Raw genomic sequence first — 13,942 nt, forward strand, 5'->3', positions numbered from 1 at the left:
GTCATGGTTCAGGCGTCCAGTCGGAGGTGCTGACCGGGGAAGATGAGGTGCGGTCCGTGGTCCAGGGCCTCGCGGTTCAGCTCGTACAGCGCGGGCCAGCCACCGGACACGTCCGCACGCTCGGCGATCGCCGAGAGGCAGTCACCGGGCTCGACGACGTACGTCTCCGTGTCGGCGAGGTCCTCGGAGTAGTGCGTCGCGCCGCTGTCACTGCCGGCGGTGCTGTCGTCGCTGTCGCTCGTGCTGCCCGACGTACTGCCGGAGGACGTGTTCCCGGACGACGTGCTGCCCGACGACGTGCTGCTGGACGAGCCGCTGTTCGAACTACCGGTCGACTGGCGCTCAGGGGCTGTCTGCGCCGTGTCACTCCCTTCGACGCTGCCGCTCTCGGCGCTGCCGGACGAGGAGCTCGACGTACCGTTCGCACCGAGGCGTCCGCAGTTGGGCCAGGCGCCCATTCCCTGCGACCGGGCGACGCGTTCCCCGACGGCGATCTGCTCGGACTTCGTGGCGAGGTCGGCGCGGGGCGCGTACTTCCCGCCGCCGTAGGCCCGCCAGGTGGACGGGGCGAACTGGAGGCCGCCGTGGTAGCCGTTGCCGGTGTTGGTGTTCCAGCGCCCGCTGCTCTCGCACTCGGCGATGCGGTCCCAGTCGGTGCCCGCCGTGACGGTCGGCGCGATGACGGCCCGGGCGGGGGCGGCCTGCGCCGGTACGGCCTGGGCGGGTGCCTGGGCCGGGGCCTGGGCGGGGGCGTCGGCGACGCTGCGGCCGGCGAGGCCGAGCACGCTCAGGAGGACGAGCAGAAGGGCGAGCACCGATTCGACGGGCCGCTTGGCGAGGGGTGATGCCGGCATGACGGTATTTCCTCCGCTGTGCTCCGGAAGGTGTGCAAGGGCACGAACAGATAAGCCGCCGATATTCTTTTCGTTGGGCTTTGACGCGTTCAACGCCCGCACATTCACTCGGGTGGAGGGTCCCTCATGGCACTGTTCGGTAACGCGCACACCGTCGATCCGGCGGCCGCGCAGCGTGACTACGCACGGCTTCTCGGGCAGGGGGAGCAGGTGCACGCCGCGTATCTCCTGATCCGCGACACGATCCTCTTCACCGACCGCAGGCTCGTCCTCATCGACAAGCAGGGGATCACCGGCAAGAAGGTGGAGTACCACTCCGTGCCGTACCGGAGCATCACGCACTTCGCGGTGGAGACGGCTGGGACCTTCGATCTGGACGCCGAGCTCAAGATCTGGGTCTCCGGTTCAGCGACGCCGATCCAGAAGACGTTCACCAAGGGCGTCGACATCTACGAGGTGCAGGCCGTCCTCACCCAGTACGTCGCGCGCTAGCCCGGTCCCGGAGCCTGGCCATCTCCGTGCGGATCGCCGGCAGCCGGGCGTACAGCGCCTCTCCGGGGCAGTACGTCGAGAAGGTGTCACGGTGGCCGGCCACGGCGTGGAGGTGGACCACCTCACCGCGCCGGTACAGGCTGTCGTCGTTCGTCGAGACCAGACGCACGAAGCCCCGCGGGTCGACGGTCCGGTCCAGTTTCCACGCGCCGACCTTCGCGATCCCCTCGATAAGCGCCTTCGGCACCGGCACGCCGGGGTCGAAGGTGCCGAGGGCCGCGATGCCCACACTGTGCGCGTTGAACCCGGTGGTGTGGGCCCCGCGCACGGAGCGTCCGACACCCCCCGCCCTGCCCTCGTACACGGTCCCGCAGCGGTCGACGACGAAGTTGTAGCCGATGTCGTCCCACCCCTCGCCCCGGACGTGCATCTCCTCCATCGCGCGGAGCATCTTGGGGGCGTCGGCGCAGTCGTAGCTGTTGGTGTGGCCGGTGTGATGGACGAAGACGGCCTTCACCGCCCCCGTGTACACCGCGTGCTCCTTCACCAGGCTCTCGTCCGCGTGCCACTGCGCCCGGCTGACGATCGCGGGCCGTGGGGCGGCGGGCGGCGCAGCCGGCTTCGCGGTGGCCCGATCGGGCGCGGCAAGGCGTACCGGCGCGTCCCGGAGGACCAGGAACGCCAGCGGCACGACCATGGCGCACACGGCGGTTCGGCGAAGCCACATAGGGCCACCATGCGGGCTGACCAGCGACGTCGCAGGCGCCCACACCCAGTCGGGTGACCCCGTACCGACGCGGCCCCTGCACCGTCCGGGGGTCAGGAAACGGCGACCGCCTGCTGCTGTTCGATGATGCGTGCGGCGCGGTGCGGGGAGGTGTCGAGCCGGGCCAGCACGCCCGGGACCGCGTTGTTCGGGAGGATCAGCTCGAAGAGGGCGGAGATCTCGCCGACGAGGTCCGGGGGCTCGGCCATGGACTCGGTCACCAGCTGGACCCCGGTCCACGCCCCGACGAAGAGCCGCGATGTGGCCTCCGGATCGACGTGCGGAAGGAGCTCACCCCGCTCCCGGGCCTCGGTGAGTATCTCCGTACCGAGGGTGATCCAGTCGGGCCAGCGGGTGCCGAAGAGCCCGCGTGCCCGTGGGTCGACGGAGAGCCGGATCGAGGCGCTGAGCAGGGGCTCCCGCGGCAGGCGGTAGGCCAGCAGGAGAGCTATGTCCACCCATTCCTGCAGCTTGAAGGTCTGCGGGGTGACCCCGTCCGAGGTCACCGCCTCCTGGAGGACACCGCGGGCCAGCTCCTCCTTCGACGTGAAGTGGAAGTAGAGCGCACCCCTCGTGAGGCCGGCCCGGTCGAGAATCGCGGCGATCGTGGCGGCGTCGTAGCCGTGCTCGTCGAAGACCTCCGCCGCGGCCTCCAGGAAGATTCTGCGCGTGCGGATCGCCCGTTGCTGTCGTGCCAACTCGCGCTCTCCTTGAACGTGGCCTGACGCTTCTTCAAAAAGTACCGGTGAACCGGTATCATATCAGCGCCGTAATGCCCATTTTGTTCTATGTCCGGGAGGGCTGTGCCCGACATACCTGTTGCTCCGCCCCCGCCGCGCGACGCAGCGGAGGACCAGAAGGGCATCCCCAAGGAGTACGTCCACCTCGGACGTCCCGACATGGTCTTCCTGACCGCCTGGCGGCGCCTCGAAGATGGCGAGTTCTCGCTCTCCGCGAGGTGGCCCGCCCCCGAGGCCGGGCTCCCGTACGACCCCCGCGTGCTCACACAGACCATCCGGCAGAGCGGTCTGGTCATCGCGCACGCGGCGTACGGCGTTCCCCTCTCCGATCAAACCCTGCTCCACTACTTCGACTTCACCGTCGCCCCGGGGTTCAGCATTCCCCCGGAGGGCTCCTGTGATCTCGCCGTCGAGGTCTCCGTCACGGAGCCCAAGAAGCGCGGGCGGTCCGTCAGTTCGCTCGGAATGGACGTCCGCGTCCTCCAGGGTGACAGCATGGTGGCCCGCGCGGAGTCCGAGTTCGGCTGGATTTCTCCGCGCGCCTACCGCCGGCTCCGCGGTGGGCACCTCGCCGTCGACTGGAACGCGTGGCCCCTGCCCGCCCCGGTCGACCCCCGCACCGTCGGCCGGCACTCCCCGGCGGACGTGGTCCTGGCGGCCGGAAACCGGCTCCGCCACTGGCAGTTGCGCAACGACGTGGAGAACATCGTGCTCTACGACCACCCGGTGGACCACGTCCCCGGACTCGTCCTGATGGAAGCCGCGCACCAGGCCGCGCACGCTGCGGTGCACCCCGCTCGCTTCGAGGCGACCACCGTCACCAGCGCGTTCGAGCGGTACGCCGAATTCGACCGCCCCTGCTGGGTCGAGGCGGAGACCCTGCCCGCCGGCCCCGGGGAGATCTCCGTCCTGGTCACCGCTGAACAGGACGGAGAAACGGTCTTCCGGGGCAGGCTCACCGGTCCCTGCGGCTGACCCGGCTCACTGGTTGATGAAGCCGCCGTCCACCGGCATGACCGTGCCCGTGAGGAAGGGGCAGCGGTCACTGAGCAGCCAGGCAGCCGCGTTGGCGATCTCCTCCGGCTCAGCCGTACGTCCTTGCGGCGTACGGCTGTTGACCATCTCCTCAAGCCCGGGATTGCGCCCGAACCAGTCGGCCGTGATCTCGCTGCGGGTCGTGCCGGGCGCCACCGCGTTGACCCTGATGCCCTGTTGGGCGTACTCGTCCGCGGCAGCCCGGGTGAGGCCGACCACGGCATGCTTGGCCGCTATGTAGGGCGCGGCCGTCGGTATGGCCACCAGGCCGCCCACACTGCTGTTGTTCACGATGGAACAGCCCCTGGTGTTGGGCAACATGGCCGCGATCTCATGGCGGAGGCAGTTCCAGACACCGCGCACATTGGTGTCCATGACCGCGTCGTAGACGTCATCGCCCATGAGATGGAGGGGAGTCCGGTCGCCGCCGAGCCCCGCGTTGTTGAAGGCGGAGTCCAGACGCCCGTAGGTGTCGACCGTGAAACCGACGGCGCGGGCGGCGTCCTCCGCCACCGTGACATCGCAGACGACGTACGAGGCTTGGGCCCCCTTGTCCCTCAAGTCGGCCACCAGCGAGGCCAGTCGGTCCTCCCGGCGCGCGGCCAGGACCACCGTCGCACCTTCCTCGGAGAACACCCGCGCCGCCGCCGCACCGATACCGCTGCTCGCCCCGGTGATCAGGACGACTCTGTCGTGGAGAAGATCGCTCATGGCGGCAGTCTGGCAGGCACTCCGGAACCCGGCCAGGGCCGTTCCCCCGGACCTCGTCCAGGCCCCCAGGGACCCGACCATAACCGACCGATTGTCCTGTTTTCGTCTCACCCTTCACCGGATTCCGACAACGGACCGCACAAGCCCCCGCCCGGAGGGCCCCGCGGTACTCTGCGGCATGCTCGCCATCCAGTTCGACCGCTTCGGTGGTCCTGACGTACTCCGCCCCGTGGAACTGGCCGCTCCCGTGCCCGGCCCCGGAGAGGTGCTCCTCACCGTCGAGGCCGCCGGGGTGAACTTCGCGGACACCCACCAGGTGGACGGCTCCTACCTCGCCGCCGACGCCCTGCCGTACGTCCCCGGCAGCGAGGTCGTGGGCCGCACCCAGGACGGCCGGCGGGTGCTGGCACGGGTCTCCCACGGGTACGCGGAGCAGGTGACCGCCAAGGAGTCCGGCGTCGTGGAGATCCCCGAGGACCTCGGCGCGGCCCAGGCACTCGCCCTCATGATGCAGGGCCTGACCGCCTGGCACCTGCTGCGGTCCGCGGCCCGGCTGCGCAGCGGCGAGACCGTCGTCGTGCACTCCGCGGCGGGCGGGGTCGGCAGCCTGGCCGTCCAGCTGGCCCGGGAGTTCGGAGCGGGCCGGGTGCTGGCCCAGGCCTCCACGCCGGACAAGGAGCGGCTCGCCCTGGACCTCGGGGCGGACGCGGTGATCACCTACCCCCTCGCGGAGAAGGCGGACATCGTCCTGGACGCCGTGGGCGGGGAGCTCTTCGGCCAGGCCCTGGACTCCCTGGCGTCGTTCGGCCGGCTGGTGACCTACGGCAACGCCGCACGCGACGGCTTCACCCCCGTCGACCCGGGCCGGCTGGGCCGGCTCAACGCCTCCGTCGTCGGGTTCTGGCTGCGCCCCGCGCTCGCGGCACCGGGCGGGGTCAGCGGCCCCCTGAAGGAGCTCTTCACCCTGGTCGCCGAGGGCCGCCTCAGGCCCGTGACCGGCGGCAGCTATCCGCTGGTCGACGCCCGGCGCGCCCACGAGGACCTGCTCGCGCGCCGGACCACCGGAAAGCTGATCCTCACCCCCTGAGCAGCCGGCTTCCGGGGCGGCCCGCGGCCTCCCCGGCGCCGTGCCCCCGGACGCACCGCACCCCCGGGCCCGGAGGCCTCGGGGGTGCGGTTCGCGCGGGACGGGGCGGAGGCTCAGACCTCGCCGGGAGTTCCGAGCATGGCGGACGCGTTCTCCAGCGGGGTGAGGGGCGCCGCGGGGGCGGGCACCTCAGCCGGGCGGCAGGTGAAGCCGAGACGCGACAGCGCCCTGGTCACCTCGCCGGCGGAGAAGTCCCGGCGGTCCTGCCGGGTGATGATCTCGCCGACCTGCTTGACGGGGTAGACGCGGCGGTTGACCACCACCGCGTCACCCGTGACGGGCTCGGGCTTGACGCCCTTCATCGAGTCCTCGACCTCGTGCTTGAAGAGGTCGAAAGGGAAGCGGGCGATGACACAGCGCATGGTGCCTCAACAGGGTGGTCGTGGAGAAAGCCGGACAGGGTCGGCCGGGTTCCCGGCCGGGCGACTACGCGGCCTTGTTGGCCCGGCGCTGCGCCGACGCCGCACGCGCCTGCGGCGTCGGCGTGTTGGCGTTGGAGCGGCGCCCCTGGCCCGGACGCGCGCCGCGCCGGCCGCGGGGACCGGAACCGCTGCCCTTGGCGCGCTCCGACACCGGTGAGGTGATCGTGACGGGCACACCCGACGGCGCCTGGGCTCCGGTGATGCGGTTGAGCTCGGCCTCGCCGGAGCGGACCTGGGCGATCTGCGGCGTGATGCCGGCGTCCGCCATCAGCCGGGTCATCTCGCGGCGCTGGTTGGGCAGCACGAGCGTGACGACGCTGCCGGACTCCCCGGCCCGCGCGGTACGCCCGCCGCGGTGCAGGTAGTCCTTGTGGTCGCTCGGCGGGTCCACGTTGACGACCAGGTCGAGGTTGTCGACGTGGATGCCACGGGCGGCGACGTTCGTGGCGACCAGCACCGTGACATGACCGGTCTTGAACCGGTCCAGGGTGCGGGTGCGCTGGGGCTGCGACTTGCCGCCGTGCAGCGCGGCCGCCCGCACACCGCTGTGCAGCAGGTGGTCGGTGAGCTTGTCCACCGCGTGCTTGGTGTCCAGGAACATGATCACCCGGCCCTCACGGGCGGCGATCTCGGTGGTCGTGGCGTACTTGTCGGCGCCCTGGACGTAGAGCACGTGGTGCTCCATCGTCGTCACCGCACCGGCTGCGGGGTCCACCGAGTGGACCACCGGGTCGTGCAGGTAGCGGCGGACCAGCAGGTCCACGTTGCGGTCCAGGGTGGCCGAGAACAGCATCCGCTGCCCCTCGGCGTCGACCTGGTCCAGCAGCTCGGTGACCTGGGGCATGAAGCCCATGTCAGCCATCTGGTCGGCCTCGTCGAGGACGGTGATGGCGACGCGGTCGAGCTTGCAGTCGCCGCGCTCGATGAGGTCCTTGAGCCGGCCCGGAGTGGCGACCACGACTTCGGCGCCGCCGCGCAGGGCGCTGGCCTGGCGGCCGATCGACATGCCGCCGACGACCGTGGCCAGCCGGAGCTTGAGGGACCGGGCGTACGGGGTGAGCGCGTCGGTGACCTGCTGGGCCAGCTCCCGGGTGGGGACGAGGACCAGGGCCAGCGGACGGCGCGCGTCGGCACGGTTGCCCGCGGTGCGGGCGAGCAGGGCCAGGCCGAAGGCGAGCGTCTTGCCCGATCCTGTGCGACCGCGGCCCAGGACGTCCCGTCCGGCGAGCGAGTTCGGCAGGGTGGCCGCCTGGATGGGGAACGGCACGGACATGCCCTCGGAAGCCAGCGCCGCAAGGAGGGGCGCGGGCATGTCCAGGTCCCCGAAGGACTCGGCGGCGGGGAGGGCGGGGGTGATGGTCACCGGCAGGGCGAACTCGCCCGAGACGGAGGAGGAGCGGCGGCCGTAGCCACCGGAGCGCTTGGGTCCGCCGGAGCGGCCACCCGAACCCGGGGCGCCCTGGCGGCCGGATGCCGTCCCGCGGAATCCGTTGGCGGTACGACTGCCTGCGGATCCGCCGGAGCGTGTCCGGGAAAATCGGTCGTTCGTGCGAGCTGTGCGATCGCGGTTCAAGAAGAACCCTTCCCTCGAATGGCACGTATCGAGGGATTCTTTCCGGGCGGCTGCAGCCATGTACGGCGCCAAGAATCGCAAGAACGAGCCGATGAAATATCGAAAAACGAAGTCCGTCCGCCGGATGAACCAGCCGGATTCGGCACTCCATATGACTGCAGATAACTGCCGTGCCCCGGCCCGCCCTCACCGGGAATTACTCCACCGGTGCGACGACCTCGGCACGGCCGGGAAAACACAACGAGCTGGGGCCCGCACCCCAAGGTGCGGGCCCCAGCTGCGCCGTACGCCTGAGCGATCAGGCGGGGGTGATGTTCTCCGCCTGCGGGCCCTTCTGGCCCTGCGTGACGTCGAAGTTCACCTTCTGGCCTTCCTGCAGCTCGCGGAAGCCCTGGGCGGCGATGTTCGAGTAGTGGGCGAAGACGTCAGCGCCGCCACCCTCCTGCTCGATGAAGCCGAAACCCTTTTCCGCGTTGAACCACTTCACGGTGCCAGTAGCCATGTCATATCTCCTTCGGGGCGTTGCCCGTGGGCCCACACTGTGTGAGCCCTACGTCGCCGCAAATGATTGCCCCGACCGGAAGAAACCGGAAATACAAAAGCGCGCCCACCGGAGTGAAAACGGTGAGTGCACTTGAAGTTTTGGGAACCACAACTGCAACTGAGATCAACAGTAGCACGATTCGGGCACAAGCGAGCTGTACGCCATATCACTATGGTTCACTCCATCGCGCAGGGCATAAACCCTCACCGCTGATTGCGCGTATTTCTGTGCCGACCGAAACAGATATACACCCGTGCGCCGGTCAGGAATCGACGCCGCTCCGGCCGGGCGCGGGCTGCCGCAGTTCCTCGTTGAGACGCAGCGCCTCCTCGAGCTGGTCCTCCAGGATGACGATGCGGCAGGCTGCCTCGATCGGCGTGCCGGCGTCCACCAGCTCCCGGGCCCGGGCCGCGATACGGAGCTGGTAGCGGGAGTAGCGTCGGTGACCTCCCTCCGAGCGCAACGGCGTGATCAGTCGGGCTTCGCCGATGGCCCTGAGGAAGCCGGGCGTCGCACCGATCATCTCGGCGGCCCGCCCCATCGTGTACGCGGGGTAGTCGTCGTCGTCGAGACGGTCCGTGGCATGCGACGGGGACTCCGGGGGCATCTGCACCTCTTCTGTTGCGCACCGACCACCGATGTGGCCTGGCTGCACGAGAAACCCTAGGCGTACGGGTAGGTCATGTCTATTGCCGCCGGAACAGGTTTCCGCCACCCCACCGGCGTCGCCCGCGTGCGGCCGCCGACCGGGCGGTGCCCGGCGGGAGCCCTCCGTAGCCGCATGACCACCCCAACAGGGCTGACCGACCGGTCAGTTGTCGGCAGACCGGCGAACGGTCATACTGCTCGGGTAGCCCTTCACGCATCCCCCGTCGTGAAGGGCTACGTTCACGCGCGGCCGCCGGTGTCCGCGCGGCCCGCGCGACCCGGAGCACACCCAGCATGAGCGGCACGGACACGACCACGGCCACCACGGTGGCCCGCAGGGTCACGGACGTCCTACAGCCCCGCAATGTGCTGCTCGTCGGCATGCTCGCCATCGGGCTGGCGTCCGCCGGCGACTGGACAGGGCTCCCCTGGGGCTTCCTGGGCGCCCTCTGCGCCGGACTCGTCCCCGCCGGCTACATCGAGTGGGAACGCGGGCGCGGCACCTGGGGCGACCGCCATGTCGTGGACCGGACCCAGCGGGCGCCCATCTTCCTGGTGATCCTCGGCTCGATCGGTTCCGGAGCGCTGATCATGGTGCTGGGCCACGCTCCCCTCGGCATCCTGGTCGCGATGATCTCCCTGTGGGCCATGACGACGGTGCTCCTGGCGGTCAACACGGTCTGGAAGATCTCCGTGGACTCGGCGGTGGCGTCGGCCGTGGTGGCCCTTCTCAGCGTCACGCACTCCCTGTGGTGGCTGTGCGCGGGCGTGGCGGCATTCGCCGTGTGCTGGTCGCGGGTGGCGCTGCGCTACCACTCGGTGGCCCAGACGATGGCGGGGGCGGCCGCGGGCGCTGCGACGGCGGCCGGCTTCCTCTTCGCCTGACCACCGATCTCGGCCCGACCACCGATCTCGCCTCACCCTCGATCTCGCGTGACCACCGATCTCGCTCTACCCCCGGTCTCCCCCGACCTCCCCGATTGCGGAGCCGGCCGGGAGCCGGTTACGTGGACGCGGGGGCCGCGCAGCGATGTCACCGGGAGGCACGCAGATGCCCAGGAAAACCGCGAGCTCCAAGGTCGGCCTGCTCCTGAGCCTGGGCAGCAGCGCGATCGCCGTCGTCCGCACCGTCAAGCAGATGCGCCGGGCCAGAGGCACCCAGGGCAAGATGACCGCCGCGAACACCGTGGCCGGGCTGCTCCCCCTGGTCACGTCCGCCCTGATCATCCTGCGCCGACTGCGCGGGCACTCCCGGCAGCACTCCGGCTGAACCGGCACCGCCACCAGGGCCTCTCGCTCAGACCGCCCCGTCCCGTATCCGTCCTCGCAGCCTCTCCAGCACCCGGGCCCTCAGCAGTTCGTACTCCTCGCGGAGCCGCACGATCTCCGCCGGACGCTCGACGACCACACCCCCTGACACCAGCTCGTGCGGGGCGAACTGCTCCCGCGTCAGGTCGATCTCGATCCCCATACCCAGCCGGTTCCACCAGTGGTAGTCGACGCGGACACCGTCGACCCGCACCTCTCCCCGGACCAGCGCACCGCCCAGCAGGTCGTTGATCACCAGGGCGGTGACGCCGCACTGGTCGCGGGCCGGGTTCCCCGGATCCCACTGCGCCCGGTGCGCGGGCGTGGTGGTGTCCGCGTCCCAACTGCTGCGGACGGCGGCTTCGATGTCGGTGAGCAGCAGGGGTTCCATGCCGTGGATCCTCGCACCCGCCACTGACAACGCCCCGTACTGCGGGCGTCGGTCAGTAGCCCCGGCTCCGCGAGACGAGCACCGCGATGTCGTCCTCGGCCCCCTCGGCGAAGCGGTCGACGACCTCCTCCAGCAGGTCCTGGAGCCGTCCGCTCACCGGCATGGTGAGCCGTGTGAGCCGCTCGATGGAGTCGTCGATGTCCTCGCCCCGGCGCTCCACCAGGCCGTCGGTGTACATGAACAGCACCGTCCCGGGACCGCACGGCAGCACCGCTGTCCGGTATCCCCCGAGGCCCGTACCGAGGGGCGGTCCCACGGGCATGCGCGCCACCCGCGCCCCGGACGCCCCGGGGTCGATGAACACCGGCGGCGGATGTCCCGCGCTGGCCACCGCGCAGACCCCCTCCTTCCGGTCGACCACGGCGATCAGGCAGGTCGCAGCCCGGTCGAGGCCGGAGTGCTCCACGGCCTTGTCGAGCCGCTCGAGAATGCGGTGCGGGGGCTGGTCGTCCTCGGCCATGATGCGCAGCATCGAGCGGTAGTTGCTCATGGCGACGGCGGCCTCCACCCCGTGCCCCATCACGTCGCCCATCACCTTGAGATGCCGCCCCCCTTGCAGTGGGATGGCGTCGAACCAGTCCCCGCCCACCAGCGCCCCCGCTCCCGCGGGAAGGTAGAGGGACGCGATCTCGATGCCCGGGTTCGGCCCCCGCGGCTCGGAGAGCAGGGAGCGCTGGAGTTCCCGGGCGACACGGTGCTCGTGCGTGTAGCGGTAGGCGTGGTCCACGTCGACGGCGGCGCGGCCCGCGAGCGTACGGGCGACGACCACGTCCAGACCCTCCGTGAAGGGAGGGGAGTCCCCGGCCCGCAGCAGGCTGAGCGCCCCCAGCGGGCGTCCGCGCGCGGTGAGCGGGACGACGACGGCCGAGTGGAGGCCGACGGCCCGGTAGGCGGCGACCCGTTCGGGGGTGGGCTCCGAACGGCTGAGCTGCTCGTCGCCGTACAGGTTCTCGATCACCGGCTCGTCGGCTGCCAGGCAGCGGGGCACGGCCGCGTCCTCCTGGTAGTCGATGTCCGTACCGGGCCCGCCGAACTGGGAGATCGCGTCGGCGAGTTCCGGGATCGCGGCCAGCCCGGCCCTCCGCAGCCGCAGCACTCCGGCCGGCGGTTCACGCCGGGGGCGCCCGTTGTCCTCCGGGATCATCTCGACGACGGCGACGTCGGCCATCACCGGCACCACGAACTCCGCGAGTTCCTGGCAGGTGGTCTCCACATCCAGCGTCGTACCGATCTCGACGGCCGCGTTGTCCAGGAGCGTCAGATAGCTCCTGGCCCGCCGCAGCTCCTCCCGCTCGTTCTGGGTCGCGGTGACCTCCTGGGCGATCGCGATCAGCCCGCGCACCCGCCCGTGCTCCTCGTACCGGTGCAGGGCCACACGCCAGTACCTCCGCTCGATGACGGAGTCCACCCAGGTCTGTCCGCTGGTGGTGATCTCACGGGGCCTGCCGTCGGCCAGCACCTGACGCATGACGTGCGTCCGGACGCGCATGTCCGGCAGGACCTCGGCGACGCCCCTGCCCAGGTGCGCGGCGGCCGGCACCCCGTTGAGCCGTTCGAGTGCCGGGTTCACGTACACATAGCGAAGCTCCGTGTCGAAGACCGCCACCCCTGCCGGGCTGCTGCCGATCAGCGCGGCCAGCGCCGTCACGTCGAAGGGCGGCGGATCGGCGTGCTCTTCGGCCTGCAACGGAGCCTCCGGAGGGATCATGCCGGGCGGGGGCGGAGCGCACGGCCCTCACGGGCCACCGGGCGCCCGGCCCCTCATCGTCCGCCGTCCCGCACCGCCCCGCATCTCCGCGTGACCGGCCTGCCGGCGTCGAGTCCGTCCAGCGACAGGGTCCCTTCGGAGGCCGTGGCACCCCGCGGCAGCCCGAACGCCACCTCGACCCGTTTCGGCACCGGTGCGAGGCCCAGCAGCCCGGTCACCAGCAGACCCGCCAGGTGGTGCCAGGCCGGAGCCCGGCGAATCATCGCGTGGTCGCTGCCGGGGATCGTCACCAGACAGGTCCGGGCGCCCGCCCGGCGTGCCCTGGCCGTGAGCGACTGGGACGCCAGCGGGCTCGTCACCCGGTCCCGCGTGCTGTGCAGCAGGACGACGTCGCGCCCCGCGAGCTGCGTCACCGGGTCGCCGGGCGGGCACCACGGCGCGAGGCCCACCACCGAGCGCACCAGCGGGTGCCCGGCGGCGTGGAGGGCGGCGCGGGCTCCCATGGAGTGGCCGAGAAGGACCACGGGGATGTCGCCCGCCTCGCGCCGCAGGGCGTCCAGCACCCGTAAGGCGTCGTGCAACGGGTCCTCACGGGAGCCGTTCCAGCCCCGGTGCGTGTAACGGACGCGCTGCACGCGCACGCCGGGGTCACCGCGCACCGCGCGGGCCACCGCGCGCGAGACCGGCAGCATCCGCAGACCGGGCAGGTTCAGGGCGCCGGGTGCCGGCGCGGCCATGCCCGTCTCGTAACCGCCGTGGAGAACGAGCACCGCTGCCGACGGCGGTCTTCGGGCCACGCGTACCTCCAGATCGGGGTCGCGGGCCGACGCCCGCACACCCCATGTTCGGTGCCGGAGGGCCGACGGATGGGTCGAACGTGTCGATGCGTGGAAAGTGCCGTTCACTGGGGGACGCACGGACTCTTCCCGTACGCGACCCAAGGAGCCGCCGACATGGCGTCAGGACCTCAAATCGGCCAGCCCGCGCCGGACTTCACCCTGCCCGGAGGCATACTCGCCGAAGACACCTTCACGCGGCGCGACTACACGCTCTCCGCCGCGCGCGGCCGGGCCGTCGTCCTCGCGTTCTACCCGGGTGACAACACGGCCGTCTGCACCAAGCAGCTCTGCTCCTATTCCTCGGGCCTTGAGACCTTCGAGAACCTCGACGCCGAGGTCTGGGGAATCAGTCCACAGGGTGTGGACAGCCATGAGTCCTTCGCCCGCGGCCACGGTCTGCGCATGCCCCTGCTGGCCGACACGGGGCGGGAGGCCGCCCGGGCCTACGGGGTCGCCGCACCCGGCATCGGCGTACGCCGCTCCGTCTTCCTGATCGGGCCGGACGGCGTGGTGCGGTGGAAGCACGTCGCCCTGCTCGGTGCCACCTTCCAGTCGCTCGACACGCTCGCCCAGCAGCTTTCCGGCATCGGAACGCGCTGAAAACTGCCGGACTCCGGCAGTGCCGCCACCACGTCCTCCGTGGGACCATTCAGTCGGTTCGACGGAAGCGTTTCGGGGGACAGCGAACAAACGGGGGAGTGATC

Annotated in this window: 17 protein-coding genes; 6 read left to right on the forward strand and 11 right to left on the reverse strand. The window is 70.9% G+C overall.

The window, feature by feature from the left end:
- Positions 1 to 8 precede the first annotated feature (8 nt).
- Complete coding sequence (locus ACIQM3_RS25145; RefSeq protein ID WP_401627762.1) at positions 9 to 854, reverse strand: transglycosylase family protein; 846 nt, start codon at positions 852 to 854, stop codon at positions 9 to 11.
- 126 nt (positions 855 to 980) lie between these two features.
- Between ACIQM3_RS25145 and ACIQM3_RS25150 the strand changes: the two genes are divergently transcribed.
- Positions 981 to 1,346 (forward strand): PH domain-containing protein, encoded by a 366-nt coding sequence (locus tag ACIQM3_RS25150; RefSeq protein WP_104787217.1) that lies wholly within the window; start codon positions 981 to 983, stop codon positions 1,344 to 1,346.
- On the opposite strand, the gene ACIQM3_RS25155 is transcribed toward ACIQM3_RS25150, so the two are convergent.
- Both ACIQM3_RS25155 and ACIQM3_RS25160 read right to left on the reverse strand, forming a co-directional pair.
- On the reverse strand, positions 1,324 to 2,073 hold the full coding sequence (locus ACIQM3_RS25155; RefSeq protein WP_401627764.1) for a peptidoglycan recognition protein: 750 nt from the start codon (positions 2,071 to 2,073) through the stop codon (positions 1,324 to 1,326). The two genes, ACIQM3_RS25150 and ACIQM3_RS25155, sit on opposite strands and share 23 nt — an antisense overlap.
- A gap of 92 nt (positions 2,074 to 2,165) precedes the next feature.
- On the reverse strand, positions 2,166 to 2,810 hold the full coding sequence (locus tag ACIQM3_RS25160) for a ScbR family autoregulator-binding transcription factor (RefSeq protein ID WP_365930852.1): 645 nt from the start codon (positions 2,808 to 2,810) through the stop codon (positions 2,166 to 2,168).
- Positions 2,811 to 2,915: 105 nt separating this feature from the next.
- Here ACIQM3_RS25160 and ACIQM3_RS25165 point away from each other — a divergent pair, with 105 nt between their 5' ends.
- Positions 2,916 to 3,827: a ScbA/BarX family gamma-butyrolactone biosynthesis protein gene (locus ACIQM3_RS25165; protein WP_401627766.1), complete on the forward strand. Its 912-nt coding sequence runs from the start codon at positions 2,916 to 2,918 to the stop codon at positions 3,825 to 3,827.
- Between the two features lie 6 nt (positions 3,828 to 3,833).
- Here ACIQM3_RS25165 and ACIQM3_RS25170 read toward each other — a convergent pair whose 3' ends face one another.
- The gene (locus ACIQM3_RS25170) at positions 3,834 to 4,598 is read right to left on the reverse strand and encodes an SDR family NAD(P)-dependent oxidoreductase (protein ID WP_401627768.1); all 765 of its coding nucleotides are present in this window, start codon (positions 4,596 to 4,598) and stop codon (positions 3,834 to 3,836) included.
- Between the two features lie 178 nt (positions 4,599 to 4,776).
- Here ACIQM3_RS25170 and ACIQM3_RS25175 point away from each other — a divergent pair, with 178 nt between their 5' ends.
- Positions 4,777 to 5,685 (forward strand): zinc-binding alcohol dehydrogenase family protein, encoded by a 909-nt coding sequence (locus tag ACIQM3_RS25175; protein ID WP_401627769.1) that lies wholly within the window; start codon positions 4,777 to 4,779, stop codon positions 5,683 to 5,685.
- Between the two features lie 113 nt (positions 5,686 to 5,798).
- On the opposite strand, the gene ACIQM3_RS25180 is transcribed toward ACIQM3_RS25175, so the two are convergent.
- The 4 genes from ACIQM3_RS25180 to ACIQM3_RS25195 all read right to left on the reverse strand — a co-directional run bounded on the left by ACIQM3_RS25180 (position 5,799) and on the right by ACIQM3_RS25195 (position 8,891).
- The gene (locus ACIQM3_RS25180; RefSeq protein ID WP_401627771.1) at positions 5,799 to 6,107 is read right to left on the reverse strand and encodes an SCO5918 family protein; all 309 of its coding nucleotides are present in this window, start codon (positions 6,105 to 6,107) and stop codon (positions 5,799 to 5,801) included.
- A gap of 64 nt (positions 6,108 to 6,171) precedes the next feature.
- The gene (locus ACIQM3_RS25185) at positions 6,172 to 7,740 is read right to left on the reverse strand and encodes a DEAD/DEAH box helicase (RefSeq protein ID WP_401627773.1); all 1,569 of its coding nucleotides are present in this window, start codon (positions 7,738 to 7,740) and stop codon (positions 6,172 to 6,174) included.
- 298 nt (positions 7,741 to 8,038) lie between these two features.
- Positions 8,039 to 8,242 carry a cold-shock protein gene (locus ACIQM3_RS25190; RefSeq protein ID WP_031090619.1) on the reverse strand — a complete coding sequence of 68 codons (204 nt, stop codon included), beginning with the start codon at positions 8,240 to 8,242 and terminating at the stop codon, positions 8,039 to 8,041.
- Positions 8,243 to 8,546: 304 nt separating this feature from the next.
- A complete protein-coding gene (locus ACIQM3_RS25195; protein ID WP_401627774.1) occupies positions 8,547 to 8,891 on the reverse strand; it encodes a MerR family transcriptional regulator in 345 nt (114 codons plus the stop codon).
- A gap of 335 nt (positions 8,892 to 9,226) precedes the next feature.
- Here ACIQM3_RS25195 and ACIQM3_RS25200 point away from each other — a divergent pair, with 335 nt between their 5' ends.
- Together ACIQM3_RS25200 and ACIQM3_RS25205 are read left to right on the forward strand one after the other, a co-directional pair.
- A complete protein-coding gene (locus ACIQM3_RS25200) occupies positions 9,227 to 9,817 on the forward strand; it encodes a hypothetical protein (protein WP_401627776.1) in 591 nt (196 codons plus the stop codon).
- A 166-nt stretch (positions 9,818 to 9,983) separates the two neighbouring features.
- On the forward strand, positions 9,984 to 10,202 hold the full coding sequence (locus ACIQM3_RS25205) for a hypothetical protein (protein WP_401627778.1): 219 nt from the start codon (positions 9,984 to 9,986) through the stop codon (positions 10,200 to 10,202).
- A 27-nt stretch (positions 10,203 to 10,229) separates the two neighbouring features.
- Here the strand turns inward: ACIQM3_RS25205 and ACIQM3_RS25210 are convergent, their stop codons facing one another.
- From ACIQM3_RS25210 to ACIQM3_RS25220, 3 genes are all read right to left on the reverse strand, one after another.
- Positions 10,230 to 10,631 (reverse strand): hypothetical protein, encoded by a 402-nt coding sequence (locus ACIQM3_RS25210; RefSeq protein WP_401627779.1) that lies wholly within the window; start codon positions 10,629 to 10,631, stop codon positions 10,230 to 10,232.
- Between the two features lie 52 nt (positions 10,632 to 10,683).
- Positions 10,684 to 12,378: a SpoIIE family protein phosphatase gene (locus tag ACIQM3_RS25215; RefSeq protein WP_401627781.1), complete on the reverse strand. Its 1,695-nt coding sequence runs from the start codon at positions 12,376 to 12,378 to the stop codon at positions 10,684 to 10,686.
- A 74-nt stretch (positions 12,379 to 12,452) separates the two neighbouring features.
- Positions 12,453 to 13,196 (reverse strand): alpha/beta hydrolase, encoded by a 744-nt coding sequence (locus ACIQM3_RS25220; RefSeq protein WP_401627783.1) that lies wholly within the window; start codon positions 13,194 to 13,196, stop codon positions 12,453 to 12,455.
- A 156-nt stretch (positions 13,197 to 13,352) separates the two neighbouring features.
- Between ACIQM3_RS25220 and ACIQM3_RS25225 the strand changes: the two genes are divergently transcribed.
- Complete coding sequence (locus ACIQM3_RS25225) at positions 13,353 to 13,838, forward strand: peroxiredoxin (RefSeq protein ID WP_401627785.1); 486 nt, start codon at positions 13,353 to 13,355, stop codon at positions 13,836 to 13,838.
- The last annotated feature ends 104 nt before the right edge of the window (positions 13,839 to 13,942 follow it).

The organism is Streptomyces sp. NPDC091271 (assembly GCF_044757505.1).
Classification (GTDB): Bacteria; Actinomycetota; Actinomycetes; order Streptomycetales; family Streptomycetaceae; genus Streptomyces.

Bases quoted from the DNA above. Each gene is read 5' to 3' on its own strand.
- ACIQM3_RS25145 (WP_401627762.1), bottom strand. From the start codon at position 854: ATGCCGGCATCACCCCTCGCCAAGCGGCCCGTCGAATCGGTGCTCGCC.
- ACIQM3_RS25150 (WP_104787217.1), top strand. From the start codon at position 981: ATGGCACTGTTCGGTAACGCGCACACCGTCGATCCGGCGGCCGCGCAG.
- ACIQM3_RS25155 (WP_401627764.1), bottom strand. From the start codon at position 2,073: ATGTGGCTTCGCCGAACCGCCGTGTGCGCCATGGTCGTGCCGCTGGCG.
- ACIQM3_RS25170 (WP_401627768.1), bottom strand. From the start codon at position 4,598: ATGAGCGATCTTCTCCACGACAGAGTCGTCCTGATCACCGGGGCGAGC.
- ACIQM3_RS25175 (WP_401627769.1), top strand. From the start codon at position 4,777: ATGCTCGCCATCCAGTTCGACCGCTTCGGTGGTCCTGACGTACTCCGC.
- ACIQM3_RS25180 (WP_401627771.1), bottom strand. From the start codon at position 6,107: ATGCGCTGTGTCATCGCCCGCTTCCCTTTCGACCTCTTCAAGCACGAG.
- ACIQM3_RS25190 (WP_031090619.1), bottom strand. From the start codon at position 8,242: ATGGCTACTGGCACCGTGAAGTGGTTCAACGCGGAAAAGGGTTTCGGC.
- ACIQM3_RS25195 (WP_401627774.1), bottom strand. From the start codon at position 8,891: ATGCCCCCGGAGTCCCCGTCGCATGCCACGGACCGTCTCGACGACGAC.
- ACIQM3_RS25200 (WP_401627776.1), top strand. From the start codon at position 9,227: ATGAGCGGCACGGACACGACCACGGCCACCACGGTGGCCCGCAGGGTC.
- ACIQM3_RS25205 (WP_401627778.1), top strand. From the start codon at position 9,984: ATGCCCAGGAAAACCGCGAGCTCCAAGGTCGGCCTGCTCCTGAGCCTG.
- ACIQM3_RS25210 (WP_401627779.1), bottom strand. From the start codon at position 10,631: ATGGAACCCCTGCTGCTCACCGACATCGAAGCCGCCGTCCGCAGCAGT.
- ACIQM3_RS25225 (WP_401627785.1), top strand. From the start codon at position 13,353: ATGGCGTCAGGACCTCAAATCGGCCAGCCCGCGCCGGACTTCACCCTG.